Source organism: Paenibacillus sp. FSL H7-0940, assembly GCF_037979415.1.
Taxonomy (GTDB): domain Bacteria; phylum Bacillota; class Bacilli; order Paenibacillales; family Paenibacillaceae; genus Paenibacillus; species Paenibacillus amylolyticus.
Genome location: NZ_CP150280.1, coordinates 1,927,234 through 1,944,376, shown reverse-complemented (window position 1 = coordinate 1,944,376; position 17,143 = coordinate 1,927,234). Strand labels below are relative to the sequence as shown.

Below are 17,143 nucleotides of genomic sequence, written 5' to 3'. Positions count from 1 at the left end.
GTTCGGCAAGTTCTGCAACTTGTTGAAACGGTATACACAGCTAATAGTGAAAACAATGCAGTGACTTGGCCAAACGATCTACTATGATTTTGTTCCAGGGCAAGGCAGATATTACCTGCTGGAAATTTCATTCAGCGAGATTTCCTGTTCCTCCAGCAGTCGTTTCAGCTTTTGGCGCTGCCGTTTTTCCTTCTGACGGCGCTCTTTGTCCTCAGCCTTTAGAGCCTTGAGCAGGGAGAAACACATACCGATAAGGACAATAGCGAACGGCAATGCGGTTACAATGGATGCTGTCTGGAGGCCAGTTAACCCCCCGCTGATTAGCAGTACTACCGCGATGGAGGACTGCATGATTCCCCAAGTTAATTTCACTCTTGCACTTGGGTCCAGTTTGCCATCTGAAGTGAGCATGCCCAGTACAAAGGTAGCTGAATCAGCCGACGTAATAAAGAAGATCATGATCAGCATTGTGGCGATGAATGCCACGATCGTGCCCAAAGGCAGCTGCTCCAGCATAAGGAATAAAGCGGTTGTTGTATCTTCCTTGACAGCCTCCGCCAGATGAGCGGCATTGAACAATTCCATGTGAAGTCCTGTTCCGCCAAAGACGGAGAACCAGATAAATCCGAAAAGACTTGGAATAACCATGACGTAAATTACAAATTCCTTTATGGTTCTTCCTCTGGATACCCTTGCGATAAAAGTGCCGACAAAAGGAGCCCACGAGATCCACCATGCCCAGTAAAATAACGTCCATGCTCCAATCCAGGTTTCTCTTGAGAACGGCGTCAGTCTCAAACTCATGTTAATAATATTCTGCATGTAACTGCCCAAGGTTGTTGTGAATGTGTCAAATATAAAAGAAGTCGGTCCAGTCACCAATACAAACAACATCAATAACAAAGCTATAACGAGGTTGACGTTGCTCAGAATCTTAATACCTTTATCCAGACCGGAGGTTGCCGAGATTAAAAACAGTACGGTTACAACTATGATAATGACAACCTGAGACAGAGTCGAGTTAGGAATACCGAATAAGTGATTCAGACCCCCGCCGATCTGAAGAGCACCCAATCCAAGCGAGGTCGCAACACCAAAGATGGTGGATATGACCGCCAGAATATCAATAACCTTACCAAGCCAGCCTGCAGCAAGACGCTCACCGATCAGAGGAATAAAGGTGGAACTGATCAACCCTTTGTATCCTTTCCGGAACTGGAAGTAAGCAAGTGCTAAGCCGATGACGGTATAGATAGCCCAAGGATGCAGCCCCCAGTGGAAAAAGGAATAACGCATTGAAAGTATGGCTGCTTGCGTTGTTTCGGGTACCGCCCCCTCAGGTGCAGATAAATAGTGGGACAGTGGTTCAGCAACTCCCCAGAAAACCAGCCCAATGCCCATACCCGCGCTAAACAGCATGGACAGCCAGGAAATCGTAGAATACTCCGGCTCATCATCGTCATCCCCAAGCCTAATACCCCCAAACCGGCTGAACGCCAGATAAAAAGCAAAGATCAGGAAGAACAGTGTCGCTAGCAAATAAAACCAGCCAAAATTCTGAATAGAGAAGTTGTAGGCAACATTAGCCACATCCGCTAGCTGATCAGGAGCGACGGCTCCCCATATTGCAAACAGTGCAACGATGATAATTGTGATTGTAAATACCATGATGAGACCTCCATTATGTAAGCTTCAGCCAACTGTTTCCTTAGTATGTGCTAGTCCAACTTGTAATATTTCGAAAAGCTAGCTGTTGATAAATTAAAACAAACCGCCATGTAATGAAACACTCAGCGGTTTGTTTTGAACTTGCATGAATAATATATGGTCTATAATCTCTTGTTAATCTTAGATATTGTATCATCTCATCTAACTAGTTTTATTCATTTATGAAAAGATATCTGGAGAAGGCTGACTGTCATCTTAAATCTACATATCCTTCAGATTATATTGCATGCGTGTAAGCATGTCGGTCATCATTGCAACTTCTTCTTTACTGATTCAGGAAGGGGCAGTGCTAGCTTCATTGATGATTTGAGTCATTTCTTCCCTGCTGATTTTTACGGATGAATCGTATATCTTAATGGAGCGGCGTCCATAAATAATTTCGTTAAAATCGTTTATTTGTTGGTGTACACAACTCAAAATCCCTAAAGCTTTTGCATAATTTTATCCTGGTTGTTTAAAAATGAGTAAGGATAATATGCATGAACCCCAGTGACTAGATACAAATAAATAATCAGGAATAGCACGTAAAAGGCTATTAGCTTAGAGGAGTGATACAAAAATGAAAGCAGTTGTGATTAATCAATATGGAAGTAAAGAAGAGTTAGTTGAGCAGGAAGTGAATAAACCGAGGGCAGAAGCCAATCAAGTGGTTGTAAAATTAGAGGCTACATCCATTAATCCAATCGATTGGAAATTAAGAGAGGGTTACTTAAAAGAAATGTATGATTGGGAATTTCCTATTATCTTAGGCTGGGATGTAGCCGGGGTCATAACTGAAATCGGTTCAAACGTTAGCAAATGGAAAGTTGGAGATCGAGTATTCAGTCGTCCTGATACAACACGTTTCGGTTCGTATGCTGAATATACAGCAGTTGATGAGCACCTTCTGGCAAAACTACCTGATTCAATCTCATATGAGGAGGCTGCGGCTGTACCTTTGGCTGGTTTAACAGCATGGCAGGTACTGTTTACTCATGGCGATCTAAAAGAAGGTGAAACTGTACTTATTCACGCTGGAGCTGGTGGTGTAGGTATGTATGCCATTCAATTAGCAAAAAATGCCGGCGCTCATGTTATTACAACAGCAAGTGAAAAAAATCATGAACTTCTTTATTCTTTAGGTGCTGATCAGGTCATTGATTACAAAAAGGAAAACTTTGAAGAGATTCTAAAAGATATAGATTTAGTGTTTGACACGATGGGTGGAGAAGTAGCTGAAAATAGCTATAAGGTGCTTAAGCCAAATACCGGAAGACTGATTACCATTGTTGGTGAACCCAATCATGATACTGCTAAGTCTCACAATGTTTTAGCAAAGGGGATTTGGCTACAGCCAGATGGTGATCAATTGCAGAGAATGGCAGATCTGATGGAAGAGAAAAAGATAAAGTCGATTGTAGGGGCCACATTCCCGTTTAGTAGACAGGGGATTTATGATGCACATGCTTTGAGTGAAACTCACCACGCTGTAGGTAAGATTGTCATTACATTTTAAAAAAGGACCGTAAGTGTTCATCTTCCATCGATGAATGCTTTCGGTCTTTTTATGTTCATCCTGTACTAATGAACGACGGGATCGGTTTCCGCCTATCTTTGTTAACGTCTTCGAAAGGCTCCGCAAAACCCGCAATAATGTTCCCAAGTACACCACCCGGTACGTCCCGCCCAATCAAGTTGCCGCTTAACCAGCCAATAAGTCCACCAACAATGAGTACCCAGAGCAGATCCATGGATTTTTCTCCTTTCTTCGAGTTTATTACAGTTATGTTCGGCTGAGTGGAATATACCTCACCTTCCAGTTGGTGGAGGAATCTAAAGTGTCTGTGCTAAGATGGGTTAATAGTTGATTGAAGCTGGTGAAAACAAGGCTAGATAGGGGTGTACAGTTGAAGAAAATCCTAGTCATTGATGATGAAATCGCAATTCGAGATTTAATTGAGCTGGTGCTAAGGCGAGAAAACTACGATGTGCAGACCGCAGAGGACGGCAAAACGGGCTTGCAGCTGCTCGACTCTTTTCAACCCGATATAGTGGTGCTTGATTTGATGTTGCCTGACTGCTCCGGATATGACCTATGCAAGGAAATCACCGGGAAACGTGCCGTTCCTGTGATCATGCTCTCTGCCAAAAACGAGGTAATCGACAAAGTGTTGGGACTAGAGCTAGGGGCGGAAGATTACATGACCAAACCCTTTGACAATCGTGAATTGCTCGCTCGGATCAAGGTCATTCTGAGAAGAAACGAGAACAAGGAAGAATCAAGTGAAGGTACAGAATTGAAATCTACACGCATCATTCATGAAGAGCTGACATTTGATCTGGAAAGCCGCAGGGTGCTGAAAAACGGTGTACCCGTGTCTTTAACGGCCAAAGAGTTTAAAATTCTGGAAACGTTACTCAAAAGGCCAGACAAAATCTTTACCCGGGATGAGCTGCTGCAGATCGGATGGGGATATGATTTTATGGGAGACAGTCGCAGTGTAGATATGACCATCATGCGATTACGGAAGAAGCTGGAGGATAACGCAGACGAACCGAAGTATGTCAGGACGATCTATGGATTTGGCTATCAACTTGGAGGTGGCGAGGCCTGAAGTATGCAACCCGGTTACTGCTGAATTATTTATTTTTCTCCGTGCTGTCCTTTGGCATCATCATTTTTGCGGTGAATAAAGCCATCGATTACTACAGCTTCATTACCATTGAGAAACAGATGATGGAGAAAGCGGATCTGTCCGAGTTGTCCTTCCGTGAGGTGTTATCTCAGCACAGGTCATCCTCAGGAGAGCCGCAGACAAAAGAAATTGTCAGACTTGCTCTAGAGAAGCTGAAAGCTTCGGGCAAGGAAGTACGTATCTATGACAGCTCCAAGCAGTTGCTGGGCCTGGCCGTGGATGGCATCATCATTAATGATGGCAAACCTCTTATTTTTGAAAAGAATATTGAGAAAGCACTGAGCGGCAGTTATGCCTACACCGTTACGGAAAATCATCTGCTTTATTTTGCTACGCCCATTCAGGATCAATTCTACGAGAACGCTTATGTGTATGAGTTCGTGGAGGACATTTCCTACTTTTATGCGATTATGGATCAAATCCGTTATATCCTGTTTGTCGGTGCAGGCGGATTTATTGTGCTGATTACCTTATCCAGCCTGTGGATTGCCCGTAACACAACCAAGCCGATTAAACTGTTGCTTAGCGCTGCGCAAAGTTTCTCTAGACAGGAGTTTCGGAGAGTTCATCTCAACCGGAAGGATGAACTGGGCATGCTGGCAGATGGACTGGATTCCATGGGGCGGCAGCTTCATGACTACATTCAGTACCAGAAACAATTTGTCTCCAACGTATCTCACGAGTTAAAAACACCCTTGGCAGCCATTCGTGGTTTCTCTCAGTACTTGGTTGAAGGGGAGAACGAGGACAAGGAGTTGCAAAAAATCTATGCTCACCTGCTGCAGGAATCAGATCGGCTGACACGTTTGATTAATGAACTGTTGTTGTTATCCCGATTCGACAAGGCTGGTTCTAACGAACTGGAAGTCGAGAAAACGGAGATGAACGAACTGATTCAGCAAGTTGCAATGAGTATGGGTGCCAAGGCTAAGGATAAAGGGATAGAGATCAGAGTTAGTCAGGAGGAGGAAGAACCGGATGATGAGGGTAAAACAAGAGTTTACGCCAACGTGAATCCAATGCTGATGTCCCATGCAATCGCCAACGTTGTGGACAATGCCATCAAATATTCCGGCAGTCCATCGCTGATCGAATTAAATTTGGAACATACGCCAAGCGAGGTAGTTATACGGATACGTGATCAAGGTATCGGTATCTCGGGCGAGGAGCTGGAGCGAGTGCAGGAACGTTTTTACCGGGCCAAAAATGCTAGCACAGCGAACGGTTCAGGTCTTGGGCTTTCTATTTGCAAGGAGATTGTCGAGCGGTTTAATGGTTATATTGACATGGAAAGTCAAATCGGGGAAGGAACAACCGTTACGATTGTGTTGCCCCGTGCGGAAACACGCGGGTAAATAATTAACGTTACAAGATTGGTACATTTCTGTTATGAGACTAACAAATGTTTTATTTATAATCACTTCATAAGAACAAATCACACATTTATGGAGGGATCATGATGAAATTGATAAACAAAGCAACAGGTGTTATCGTACTAGGTGCTCTACTAACGGTGGCATTAGCGGGCTGTCAGTCCAATGATGCTACGCCCCCAGCAACCGGACAGAACACAGCGAATGAACAGAGCAAAGGCGAAGGAGCAACCAATTCTCCTGCGCCTGCTTCCGAAAGTTCGGAAGAAAAGGGTACTGAAGCTATTAAAGAAGGTTCGATGGAGAAGGAAGGTAATGTGGTGCTGAAGGAGCTTGCTTTTGTCTATAATGAGCACACCATTGCGATTTCGGATACAGCGAATGAAGATCAGATGGAACAGATGCTGGGCAAACCGGATAACCTGAAATCTCATACGTACAGTGCCGACGATGGAACCAACATGGATACGTTAATCGGTTTTACAGAAAAGGTCTATACGTATCCTGGTCTGGAGATTAAAACAATCAGTATACCAGAGGGAAAACAAGACTCCATCTTTCATATCGAAATCACAGATCCTAAGTACGCGACAGTGCGAAACATTAAAGCAGGAGATAGCCTGGATACACTCAAAAACGCCTACCCTGAGGGGAAACTGCTTGGTGATGGAGCCCCTAATGAGGAGGATGACTTCCGTTACGAGCCATCCAATTATGTGGATGTGATGTCGTTCCATATCAAGGATGCCAAGGTGGAGAGCATTCAGATCTACAGCCTTTTGGACTAATATTTAGGAATCGATGTTGGTAAGCCATTCATACGATTCACCTTTAATACCTGATAAAAATGAAAAGTTAACCCTCATACTCCTGAAAAGGAGCATTGAGGGTTAACGTAGTTTTAGGACTTTTAAATTAAGCGCTGCTTGGGCAAATGCAGAATAACGTTGAATTGATCACCATGAATTTCGATTTTGATCTCCCCGCCGTGCAGCTCAACGATACTTTTCACAATGGACAGCCCTAGGCCGGAGCCTTCTGTCTGGCGGGATTCATCTGCTCTTTTGAAACGTTCGAACAACTCTTCCGCAGCAAAATCAATCTCATAAGCAGCAGTATTTTGAATTTTGAATAGCACCAGATCATCAGACTCGTCCAAATAAATATAGATTCTGGTTCCCGGAAGCGAATATTTCTGCGCGTTACCAATTAAATTTTCGAATACACGCCAAATTTTATTGCCGTCCAAATGTGCATGGATCGGGAATTTCGCAATCCTCTCCCGAATCACAGGCGACGCTTGTCCCATACTGGTGTTGGACTCGGCAATCGCCTGTGTCAACAATGTCGCGACATCGACGTACTCAATATCCAGCTCTACTGTACCGCTGGCCATCTTTGAGATTTCGAACAGGTCTTCAATCAACAGCTTCATCCGTAGCGCCTTCCGGTCCAGGGTTTCAATATAGGATCGGGTGGTCTCTGTAGACAGATTTTCTTTTTTTAATAAATCAACATAGTTGATAATAGAAGTAAGTGGGGTCTTCAAATCATGCGATACGTTGGTAATCAGCTCTGTTTTTAACCGTTCGCTCTTCATCTGATTCTCCAGCGCGCTTTGATACCCGGCTTTCATATTGTTAATATAGCCAGCAAGCTTGGATAGATCATCCTTGCCGGTATCCTGAATTGTGTTCTGAATGTTCCCTTCGGCAATCTCTTTGCTCCCGTTGATAATGGCGATGAATCTTCTAAGCTTGGAAAGTATATATGGAACCAAGAACAACACGTAGAGCAACAAATAAAGTAGAAGCCACCCCTGTCCGTAATATGTGACTGCCTGCCAAATACAAATGCCGGCTATCGCGGTTAGCAAAAGCATCATGATGAGGCCAAACGTTAGTCTCCCGTTTTGTAAACTTGCTCTAAGACCGGTCCTCCAAACATGAAAGTAATCCATCAGCAGACTGCCATGCCAGAAGGAACGCCTACTATGGGGTGCCTTAAAATAAAGAAACAGTCTGCTTGCCAGCAGGCAAAGAATAATTAAGGCAAGCAGTGTCTGGATATAACTTGAAGTTGAATAGCTCAGACTCAACCCCGTGTATGAATACCTGTTTATGAGCACGAGGCTCCATAAAATCGCGGCGACAATGATGACAATAAGGTCAATTGGAACCTTCCGATCGGCTTTATTTTTTCTCGATTTTGTATCCAATTCCCCATACCACCTTTAAATATTTTGGGTCTTTGGGATTGATTTCAATTTTTTCACGAATGTTTCTCACATGTACGGCAACCGTATTCTCTGAAGTGAAGATCAGTTCATTCCACACGCGCTCATAAATCTCTTCGATTGAGAAAACTCTGCCCTTGTTCTCCATCAGCAGCTCCAAAATTTTGTATTCTTTCGGGGTCAATCTGACGTCCTCTCCATCTATCTCAACAGTCTTCGAGCTTTTGTTCAGCACGAGTCCTCTTACTTGAATGAGCTCATCCCCGTTTGACTGGAAGGAACCTAAATTCGTAAACCGGCGCAGCTGAGATCGGACTCTAGCGATCAGCTCTAGAGGATTGAACGGTTTCGTAATATAGTCATCAGCCCCAACGTTGAGTCCCAAAATCTTGTCGCTATCTTCTGACTTGGCGGAAAGCATAATGATCGGTATATTTTTGTTTTCACGAATTTTAAATGTCGTTTTAATTCCATCGAGCTGTGGCATCATGTTGTCCATGATAATAAGATGAATGGTTTTTTGTTCAAGAATTTCCAGCGCCTCCAATCCGTTAGAGGCAGTTAATACATCCACATCTTCGCTTTTCAAATAAATAACGAGCGCTTCTCGAATTTCCGGTTCATCGTCTACAACAAGAATGTTATTTATAGCCATTATTTCTCACCTTCATCACGATATTTCTTATATTTACTAATCCGGAACTCATGTATTCCGAAAATTCAACATGGCCTGGGGGAGCGTCTGCAAGCATCAGCTCCTCTGGTGATTTTTCCTGATCCGTGTAAAATCCATGCACCCCGAACCTGGACAGAATCTGCATAACCGGTCTGCTGTTGACGGTGTGAACATAGCTTTTTACCCCAAACTTATGTAGTGTTGGAACTAAATTGGGGTTTAGATACACACGGTATACAGGCATGGCGACCGCTGTCAGTTGTTTGTCCCTTACGAATTCTACAATACTTTCGGCGGAGGCGCCAGTTTTGTAAAGTGAATATATTTTGTTTGGAAAGGGGTGGATTCCCATAACCGTGTCATACATTTCCGGGCTGAAAATTTCAGGTATAATCCGGTTGAGCAGTGCAGGATCCGTACGTCGAACCTCATCGACTAGATGCGCAAACTGCTGCTGAATTTGCTCTTTGCTGCCTGCTTTCGTATCCACAATTAAGTCAAAATCAGGATATTGCTGCATCATCTGCAGTATGTCCGGCAGGGTAAGAGGGCGGAATCTTCCCATAATAAGCGAGTTTGCAAACTGATGCTTTGTTACGTTTCGTCCGCGATGAGTGGCCAAATCCGGCTGTAGCTTCTGCGACCAATCATGTCTGGCTACAAGCTTCCCGTCCGTCGTCTGCACAAGATCAACCTCAAACAAACGGTACCCTCTATTGTAATTGGTTATAAATGCCTCATAAGAATTGGTGTAGCTAGCACCGTTAACTCCACCAAATGCATGTGCAATAAGCCTATTTTCCTGCCAACCGCTGGTGCCAAATGTAGAGTCCGGCTGATTCTGACCTGTCCTAACAAGCCCCCAGTTGAACCAGATCATTCCTGCCGTAATGACTATGAGTAAGGTTAACATTATCGTTTTCTTCATTCGTTGTGCTCCTTCGTTATCCCGATGTAAGACATACTACAGGACGCAAATGAAGAAGGAGTCGTATAAAAACGAAGGAATTTATGAAGTTTTTACATTTCACTACCAAACGAGATTTCTTCACTGAAGAGAAGACATTCACAGTCACAACTTTCCGCCTAGTCACGCCCCCCGTATGCACTGTTCAATGACCCCGAATGAAATGAAATTGGTACTTCAGAGTTTAAGAAGAGTTTTGGTAATCAACAAGTATTAACAGATCTGAATTTTTAATTTGAAAAGGATAGATTTATGGCCTTACCGCTGGCAATACTACCAACTCTCTGAACACCGATGCAAACATCACGATGTTAAATAATTATTTTCGCTTGTTTGATGCATCTCGCACTGACGATCGGGCTATGAAGGACTTGTTATCCCTGTTCACGCAGAATGCTGAAATTGTTTCAAACGGTAGCAGTCGTACAGGATTCGAGGTGGTTATTAAGACTTTTTATGAATACAATAAAGACATTAAACATATGTGGGATGCATGGGTTCTTCAGCCCGACGGCAGTTATCGAACTAACTGGGCAGTATGCGGGCAAGCAGTAGATGGCACGGTGTATGCGAAGGCGGGTATAGATATTATGCGTGTGAACGAGTCAGGGCAGATCGTGTATCTGAAGAACGTGCAGACGACTGAAGATGCTTACAATGAATATAACTCGTAAGATGAATATAGGTGGTTGTTACTTCATAGGCCTCTGGTAAGCAACCATTGCTAGTTTGCTACATAGTAACCCATTTTTTTGATCAGTAGACATAATTTTATCGACTTATATTTTAGATTCACAGCATCTGTGGCCTTCAACCGAACTATCCTAAAACTAAAGAAACCGATGGGACTTTACATAAGTAAAATGCCCATCGGTTTTTATTTTATCTCAACAATAAGATACCTTCTTATTCTGGTGGTGAAAATAGGTCAGGCTGGATAACTTGGCTAGGTACGTCGCGTAGAATGAGCTTCATGCTAGTCTAACATGATTTTCTCGTTAACCATTTGATAGTAATACTCATCCATCTGTTCTGCCGTAACATCTTCTTCAAGATGATATATCCACCACGTCACAAGTAAACTAATGACCCCTGAATGATATTCGGCTAAGAGTTCTATGGGAGGTGAAAATGGTTTACCTCTTCTTTTTAATTCCAGAAAATCTCTTCTGGATATATCTCCGATATAGTTTTTGAAAAAGTCAGTAAATCCCTTGTCATTCTTCTGGTTTTGAACAATCGGCTCCAGTAAATTCTCCAACATGAATCTAGATAGGCTTTGCAAGGGCTGCCGAAGCCGATCTTCTATACTCATTTGTAAATAATCCTGAAGAACCCACGTGAGGGTAGCGGATAACAGCGCAAATTTATCCTCAAAATGTTTGTAAAACGTTGTACGGTGAACCATTGCTTTATCACATATCTCATTAATCGTGATATTGCTGAATAGTTTGCCTTGCTCAGATAACAGATCTCTAAAGGCCGTAATTAACAATTTATGAGTCCTGGCAACTCTTAAATCAAGCTTTTTTTCATTGATTTTCATCTACACCACTTCCATATCGTAGTTTAACTATATACCATCGCTATATTGATTCTTACTATAAAAGAAATTTTGATTATATATTGGTATTATAAGTAATATTTTGATTGATCTACAAGTGTAGATTAAAATCTAATTTCTAGAAAGGATGAATCTTCAGTGTCTGACATGAAAAAAGCTGTGGTGATCGGAGCAGGGATTGCTGGATTAATTACTGCAAGAATGTTAGCTGATTATTATGAGGAAGTATGTGTAATTGAGAGGGATGAATTCCCTTCGGAGCCAAATAACCGACAGGGTGTGCCTCAATCTTTTCATCCACACCGTGTACAACCACGTGGTGGGCTGATTATTGAACATTACTTCCCAGGATACAATGAAGAATTGATTGCATTAGGCGCCATCTCTTCACACGAAGAGAAGCTTGTGGTTACCAATAAATACGGTACATTAGTTAATAAGGAGGATCCTTCTTCATTTAAAATTGCATCAAGCAGCAGAGCCTTGATGGAATGGGTACTACGAAAGCGAATCCAGGAAATCTCTCATATAAGCTTCTTAACGAATACGGAAGTTACGGGGCTACTGGTGTCTGAGGATAAGCGTTCCATTACAGGCATTTATACAAAAGAAAGACGCGGGGAAAAGTGTGAAAAACAATTCCCAGCTGATATGGTTATTGATGCCTCAGGACGTTCTTCCAAATTAATCAGATGGCTTGAACAGATCGGATTGTCTGTGCCGGAACCGGAGGTGTTGAAGGTATCTCTTGGTTACAGCACCCGCTATTACAAAATTAAATCCTCTATTCCAAACGAATGGGTGATGTCTGATTCAGATCCTGAGCAAGGTATTCGTGCAGGCATATTTACGCGCATTGAGGATGATATCGCTGGACTCATTCTTTTTAACGCAGGAGGAGATGAATATCCTTCAACTCAGCCAGAGGAGTTTCAAGAACAACTCAAACATTTGTTTGCTTCAGATAAAATTGTGGAGTTGATGGAACGGTTGGAGCCTGTGCAAGGTCCGCGCGGATACCGTATATCCGAGTCTGTTCGTCAGCATTTTGAACTCATGGAAGATTGGCCATCTGGATTACTTGTCCTTGGTGATGCATTTTGCAGCTTTGATCCAATTCATGGACAAGGCATCACAGTTGCTGCGATCGAAGCTGAGACTATAGGAAAATGTTTGGAAGCACAGCGCTTGCATCCCGATCCGCAGTTTGAACGGAACGTATTGCTGCGTATGCAGCAGGCCATCGATCCGGCTTGGTGGCTTAGTTCCGTGGCTGACCTGCGTTGGAGAGGGGTAGAACATGGTGGGCCTTATGAACTGAAAGGAGTAGATTTTGCTCAGAAATATATCAACTTATTTACGAAGCAAGCGATGAAAAAAGCGGATCAGGAAAAAGATAACCATCTCTTTTTTATGCAATTCCTGATGAATGCTTTGATCCTTCCTCCAAGTGAATATTTCAAAGCGGATGTCCTGGACATGATTTTGAACGACAATGGTTCAGAAGAAGAAATGGAATTAAGAGCAGCGCTTCGTGTCCAGGATCCGGAATTGTACCAGCAAAAATTAGATGAGGTAATTCCATTATTCCAACTGGACTATGATGAAGAGATTAAGAAACTGCTGGAAACTCTTCAGCCTGCGATGAGCTAATAAAACAACTTAAAAGCTGTGTGTAGGGGTGAGTACAACCACCACAACTAATAGTCGAGAAACCCAGGTGATTCATAGACCTTGGGTTTCTTTCGTGTTTGAATGAGGACGTACAATTGAATAACGAGGTGACGGTGCTCGCAAGTGAGGAGGCTGCACCCTGTTTGACCGGAGCCATTCCGCTTATTAAAAGTAAAGTTACCCTCGAGCTAGCATGTAGCAATCCTTTGAAACACTGTGTTTCTTTTATGTTACAAATGTGAATCTGTGATACCTTGAACTAAATTCGAAATAACATGTATTTTATGAATTAATCTATGTAACATAAGTTGTGAAAACAAATACATGATAAAAAACCGATAAAGCGGGATTCGTTTTTTATCCAGATCAGCTGAAGGTTTAAAAGAAAGGTGGGCTTACTAAATGAGTCAAACATTTCAATTTCCTAATGGTTTTTTGTGGGGCGGTTCCGTCTCTGCGAACCAAATTGAGGGTGCATATCTAGAGGACGGGAAAGGACTATCCATTTCGGATATCATGCCGCACGGCATTCAGACACCTCCAACAACAGAACCAACAGAGGAGAATATGAAGTTAATCGCAATTGACTTCTATCATCGATACAAGGAGGACATTAAACTCCTTGCCGAAATGGGTTTCAAAGTTTTCCGCACGTCTATCGCCTGGTCCAGAATCTTCCCCAAAGGGGATGAACTTGAGCCAAACGAAAAAGGCCTCCAATTTTACGACAACCTTTTTGACGAGTGCCGGAAATACGGAATTGAACCTCTAGTTACGATCTCTCATTATGAGACTCCTCTACATCTCGTTAGGGAATATGATGGCTGGGCGAATCGAAAAATGATCGGTTTCTATGAACGGTATGTGCGAGCCATTTTCGACAGATATAAAGACAAAGTGAAGTATTGGCTTACATTTAACGAGATTAATTCTATTCTGGAACACCCGTTTGTGGGCGGCGGGATTAACACGCATGCGGATCAGCTTAGCAAACAGGATCTGTACCAAGCGGTTCACCACGAGTTTGTTGCAAGTGCTCTGGCGGTTAAAATAGGGCATGAAATTAACCCTGATTTCAAAATTGGTTGTATGGTCATTGCTATGCCGATTTACCCATTGACTCCTGACCCTAATGATATGATCAAAGTGATGGAAGCTGATCATAAGAATACAGGTTTCACGGATGTCCATGTGCGTGGTTACTACCCAGGCTACATGAAACGTTATTTGAAAGATAACGGAATTACCATTCATTTTGAACCTGGCGACGAAGAAATATTGAAAAACACCGTTGACTTTATTTCCTTTAGCTATTATCAAAGTTGTTGTGAAACGGCTGATCCTGCCAAGCAAATTAAAGGAGAGGGAAACTTGATTGGGGGTGTTCCAAATCCGCTCTTGGGCGCGAGTGAATGGGGTTGGCAGATCGACCCCCAAGGCCTGAGGTACATCATGAATGCGATGTATGACCGTTATCAGAAACCATTATTCATCGTTGAAAATGGATTAGGAGCCGTAGATGAACTGATCACGGACGAGCATGGCCACAAAACAGTTATTGATGATTATCGCATCAATTATTTGAAGGAGCACTTGCTTCAAGTCGCTGAAGCCATCCAAGATGGTGTTGAATTAATGGGCTATGCAACATGGGGTTGTATTGACTTGGTTAGTGCAACAACTGCAGAAATGAAAAAACGGTACGGATTCATCTATGTGGATCGTCATGATGATGGTTCAGGAACATTGGAACGCTATCGTAAGAAGTCCTTCCACTGGTATAAGGATGTCATTCAGAGCAACGGGATCAGCTTGTTTCGTGAATAGCGACAGCTGCTGATGTTGGAAATACGTTTATTACAGATTAGCGTACAGGCCTACAGAATAAATTAAGAAAGGGCCGCCAGTCAGCGGCTCTTTCTTAGTTTAATATTGATATTTGAACGATTAGGGAGCAGAATATGAGAAAAAAAATGTTTTTAATAATTGCATTATTTGTTGCTACATTGAATTTGCGCCCAGCTATTAATTCTATATCTCCGCTGCTAGATACGATTCGGGAAGATCTGGGGATGAGCGCTGCACTAGCCAGTTTGCTAACTTCTATACCTGTACTGTGTATGGGCGTATTTTCACCTTTTGCCGTCAAAGCAAGTGGGAAATGGGGAATAGAACGAATTATTGGATATTCCCTGATTGTGGTGGGAATCGGAATAGCCACTCGGCTATTTACACAGTCTACGTTCGTTTTACTTTTATCTGCATTAATCGTAGGTATCGGGATCGCTTCGATTGGCCCGTTAACTTCAGGTTTTATTAAAAAGTATTTTCCCGATCATGTTCCATCTATGATTGCACTCTATAGTATTGCAATCACTGTAGGGGCTGCGGTCAGTTCAATGGTATCCATTCCTTTAGAAGCATACTTCAATTCTTGGCAGATAGCAGTAGGAGGGTGGGCAGTAATTGCCTTTGTAGCAGCGATCATTTGGTGGATCATGGTGAAGCCGCGATCTGAATCTGCTCATGTGAGTGAACGAAAAGAACGTCCGCAAATTAAACTTCCCTGGGGAAATAGAAGCGCATGGACGCTTACGCTTTCATTTGGATTAATGGCTATGTTGTTTTATTCTTTTACAGCGTGGCTCCCGTTAATGATTCAGGAAATGGGGTATAGCAAATCCTATGCAACGCTTTGTCTGACCATATTTGTTGTCATCCAAATCCCGATTAGCTTTGTACTTCCTGTATTATTGAAGAACTTTCCTTCAAGAAGAGTATGGATGGTTGGTGAATCTCTGTTCATGATTGTTGGGTTGATTTTATTGATGATGAATTTCATACCGATGGTTTCCGTTGTACTCTTTGGAGTTGGAGCAGGGGGCTTGTTCACTTTAAACCTGATGTTACCGATTGATTCTACAACCAATGTGAACGATGCAACTTCCTGGTCTGCGATGCAGCAATCTGCTGGGTATGTTATTGGAGCGATGGGTCCAATATTGCTAGGTTGGATTCATGATGCTTCCAATAGTTTCACACCTGCTATGATTGGAATGATTGTGATCATCATTCTAATGATTATGACGCAAATTGCAGCAACACGAGGAAAAAAAGTAATGGAAAGCGTCTAACGTGTCATCCCATAGAGAGTCATTAAGACTGAAAAGAGAGCCTAGAGGGCTCTCTTTCTGGTGCGTGTTTATAAAAAGATCGAGTTCTCTCTCATAGCTCTAATTCTGTATTTACCATTTCTTTGAAAACCTCTCGTCCCAGCCATTCTAAAAGGAACGCAACAGGAACCTGAGTGGTGATGTTAGTGGATTCATAATACTCTTCTTTTACATAATAAGGGATATTCACATCTGATATTTTAGCCATGGTGGATTGGCGATTGTTTGTTATCGCCACAATTTTATTTTGCTCCTGCTTGATCCGTTGGAGATAAGGTAGAACATACGGGTTTTCACCTCGCGTAGATAATGCAATCGTAACGCTGTCTTTTTGCATTTTGATATGAACAGGATAATGAGGATCTTTTATGTACACGGAGCATATCCCTAGATTTGAGAAAAATCGGGCTCCATACTCACCCATTATTCCGGAGCTCCCGATACCAATAAAAATGACGCTACTGGCTTTAGCAATTAATTTTGCTGCCGTTTGAATTTTTTCCTCCAATTCAGGAGATTGAGAACGTTCAAAAAACTCATACACAGCATGATGTGGACTTTTTAACTCCTGCTTCGTTAGTTTACCCTTTTGGGAAATGAGCATCTTAAGTTTTACTTTAAATTCCGAAAATCCCTCACATTGATTCTTTCTGCAAAATCGCATAATGGTTGCTGTAGATACATGAGTTTCATCGGCCAGCTCTCTAATCCGCATGTACGCCACTTTTTCCATGTTCTGAGAAATATAGTTATATAAAGATAATTCCAATTCATTATAGGATGAGATTTGTTCACTGGTGAACATGGATATGCACTCCCTTAGACCATAATAAAAATAATAGGTAACCTGCTTAGGCAGTATACATTACCTGTATTCAAAAAACAACACGTTACATTTTTGTTACAAAAATCATTTCGTGTCAAAGGAAACTAAACACTTAAACAATATATATTTTCTTCTCTGTTCTGAGTAACATGACGTTATAACATATGTTTCGCACTTCCATTATAACTGGCTAACGCGTCCATGGTCAGAGAACGAAGGTGGCAACGAATAAACCAACCTACCCTTAACTA

Annotated in this window: 14 protein-coding genes and 2 pseudogenes; 8 read left to right on the top strand and 8 right to left on the bottom strand. The window is 42.4% G+C overall.

Features of this window, described 5'->3' with window-relative positions:
• Nucleotides 1–111 precede the first annotated feature (111 nt).
• Nucleotides 112–1,668, bottom strand: coding sequence for a BCCT family transporter (locus MHB71_RS08670; RefSeq protein WP_340029317.1), 1,557 nt, complete (start codon nt 1,666–1,668; stop codon nt 112–114).
• A gap of 336 nt (nt 1,669–2,004) precedes the next feature.
• A pseudogene (locus tag MHB71_RS08665) lies at nt 2,005–2,145 on the bottom strand (nitroreductase family protein); the annotation flags it as partial.
• Nucleotides 2,146–2,287: 142 nt separating this feature from the next.
• Between MHB71_RS08665 and MHB71_RS08660 the strand changes: the two are divergent.
• A complete protein-coding gene (locus tag MHB71_RS08660; protein WP_340029316.1) occupies nt 2,288–3,223 on the top strand; it encodes an NADP-dependent oxidoreductase in 936 nt (311 codons plus the stop codon).
• A 124-nt stretch (nt 3,224–3,347) separates the two neighbouring features.
• Here the strand turns inward: MHB71_RS08660 and MHB71_RS08655 are convergent.
• A pseudogene (locus MHB71_RS08655) lies at nt 3,348–3,458 on the bottom strand (GlsB/YeaQ/YmgE family stress response membrane protein); the annotation flags it as partial.
• Between the two features lie 156 nt (nt 3,459–3,614).
• On the opposite strand from MHB71_RS08655, the gene MHB71_RS08650 reads away from it, so the two are divergent.
• The 3 genes from MHB71_RS08650 (at nt 3,615) to MHB71_RS08640 (ending at nt 6,564) form a co-directional block, all read left to right on the top strand.
• Nucleotides 3,615–4,322: a response regulator transcription factor gene (locus tag MHB71_RS08650; protein ID WP_340029315.1), complete on the top strand. Its 708-nt coding sequence runs from the start codon at nt 3,615–3,617 to the stop codon at nt 4,320–4,322.
• A gap of 71 nt (nt 4,323–4,393) precedes the next feature.
• On the top strand, nt 4,394–5,758 hold the full coding sequence (locus tag MHB71_RS08645; protein WP_340029314.1) for a HAMP domain-containing sensor histidine kinase: 1,365 nt from the start codon (nt 4,394–4,396) through the stop codon (nt 5,756–5,758).
• A gap of 101 nt (nt 5,759–5,859) precedes the next feature.
• Nucleotides 5,860–6,564, top strand: coding sequence for a hypothetical protein (locus tag MHB71_RS08640; protein WP_338706142.1), 705 nt, complete (start codon nt 5,860–5,862; stop codon nt 6,562–6,564).
• Between the two features lie 122 nt (nt 6,565–6,686).
• Here MHB71_RS08640 and MHB71_RS08635 read toward each other — a convergent pair whose 3' ends face one another.
• From MHB71_RS08635 to MHB71_RS08625, 3 genes are all read right to left on the bottom strand, one after another.
• Nucleotides 6,687–7,577 (bottom strand): HAMP domain-containing sensor histidine kinase, encoded by an 891-nt coding sequence (locus MHB71_RS08635; RefSeq protein WP_340029313.1) that lies wholly within the window; start codon nt 7,575–7,577, stop codon nt 6,687–6,689.
• A 391-nt stretch (nt 7,578–7,968) separates the two neighbouring features.
• Entirely contained in the window at nt 7,969–8,667 is a 699-nt protein-coding gene (locus tag MHB71_RS08630; protein WP_076317761.1) for a response regulator transcription factor, read from the bottom strand.
• Nucleotides 8,654–9,616, bottom strand: coding sequence for a phosphatidylinositol-specific phospholipase C/glycerophosphodiester phosphodiesterase family protein (locus MHB71_RS08625; protein ID WP_340029312.1), 963 nt, complete (start codon nt 9,614–9,616; stop codon nt 8,654–8,656). The genes MHB71_RS08630 and MHB71_RS08625 overlap by 14 nt, the downstream gene beginning before the upstream one ends.
• A 347-nt stretch (nt 9,617–9,963) precedes the next feature.
• On the opposite strand from MHB71_RS08625, the gene MHB71_RS08620 reads away from it, so the two are divergent.
• Entirely contained in the window at nt 9,964–10,329 is a 366-nt protein-coding gene (locus MHB71_RS08620; RefSeq protein WP_245838029.1) for a nuclear transport factor 2 family protein, read from the top strand.
• 302 nt (nt 10,330–10,631) lie between these two features.
• Here MHB71_RS08620 and MHB71_RS08615 read toward each other — a convergent pair whose 3' ends face one another.
• On the bottom strand, nt 10,632–11,201 hold the full coding sequence (locus MHB71_RS08615) for a TetR/AcrR family transcriptional regulator (protein WP_076327468.1): 570 nt from the start codon (nt 11,199–11,201) through the stop codon (nt 10,632–10,634).
• Nucleotides 11,202–11,366: 165 nt separating this feature from the next.
• Here MHB71_RS08615 and MHB71_RS08610 point away from each other — a divergent pair, with 165 nt between their 5' ends.
• From MHB71_RS08610 to MHB71_RS08600, 3 genes are all read left to right on the top strand, one after another.
• On the top strand, nt 11,367–12,872 hold the full coding sequence (locus MHB71_RS08610; protein WP_340030144.1) for an FAD-dependent monooxygenase: 1,506 nt from the start codon (nt 11,367–11,369) through the stop codon (nt 12,870–12,872).
• A gap of 423 nt (nt 12,873–13,295) precedes the next feature.
• The gene (gene ascB, locus MHB71_RS08605; protein WP_340029311.1) at nt 13,296–14,720 is read left to right on the top strand and encodes a 6-phospho-beta-glucosidase; all 1,425 of its coding nucleotides are present in this window, start codon (nt 13,296–13,298) and stop codon (nt 14,718–14,720) included.
• Between the two features lie 134 nt (nt 14,721–14,854).
• On the top strand, nt 14,855–16,027 hold the full coding sequence (locus MHB71_RS08600) for an MFS transporter (RefSeq protein ID WP_338706147.1): 1,173 nt from the start codon (nt 14,855–14,857) through the stop codon (nt 16,025–16,027).
• Nucleotides 16,028–16,118: 91 nt separating this feature from the next.
• Here the strand turns inward: MHB71_RS08600 and MHB71_RS08595 are convergent, their stop codons facing one another.
• Entirely contained in the window at nt 16,119–16,871 is a 753-nt protein-coding gene (locus MHB71_RS08595) for a MurR/RpiR family transcriptional regulator (protein WP_076250570.1), read from the bottom strand.
• Between the last annotated feature and the right edge of the window lie 272 nt (nt 16,872–17,143).

Bases quoted from the DNA above. Each gene is read 5' to 3' on its own strand.
- MHB71_RS08670 (WP_340029317.1), bottom strand. From the start codon at position 1,668: ATGGTATTTACAATCACAATTATCATCGTTGCACTGTTTGCAATATGG.
- MHB71_RS08660 (WP_340029316.1), top strand. From the start codon at position 2,288: ATGAAAGCAGTTGTGATTAATCAATATGGAAGTAAAGAAGAGTTAGTT.
- MHB71_RS08640 (WP_338706142.1), top strand. From the start codon at position 5,860: ATGATGAAATTGATAAACAAAGCAACAGGTGTTATCGTACTAGGTGCT.
- MHB71_RS08610 (WP_340030144.1), top strand. From the start codon at position 11,367: ATGAAAAAAGCTGTGGTGATCGGAGCAGGGATTGCTGGATTAATTACT.
- MHB71_RS08595 (WP_076250570.1), bottom strand. From the start codon at position 16,871: ATGTTCACCAGTGAACAAATCTCATCCTATAATGAATTGGAATTATCT.
- MHB71_RS08600 (WP_338706147.1), top strand. From the start codon at position 14,855: ATGAGAAAAAAAATGTTTTTAATAATTGCATTATTTGTTGCTACATTG.
- MHB71_RS08620 (WP_245838029.1), top strand. From the start codon at position 9,964: ATGTTAAATAATTATTTTCGCTTGTTTGATGCATCTCGCACTGACGAT.
- ascB (WP_340029311.1), top strand. From the start codon at position 13,296: ATGAGTCAAACATTTCAATTTCCTAATGGTTTTTTGTGGGGCGGTTCC.
- MHB71_RS08630 (WP_076317761.1), bottom strand. From the start codon at position 8,667: ATGGCTATAAATAACATTCTTGTTGTAGACGATGAACCGGAAATTCGA.
- MHB71_RS08625 (WP_340029312.1), bottom strand. From the start codon at position 9,616: ATGAAGAAAACGATAATGTTAACCTTACTCATAGTCATTACGGCAGGA.
- MHB71_RS08615 (WP_076327468.1), bottom strand. From the start codon at position 11,201: ATGAAAATCAATGAAAAAAAGCTTGATTTAAGAGTTGCCAGGACTCAT.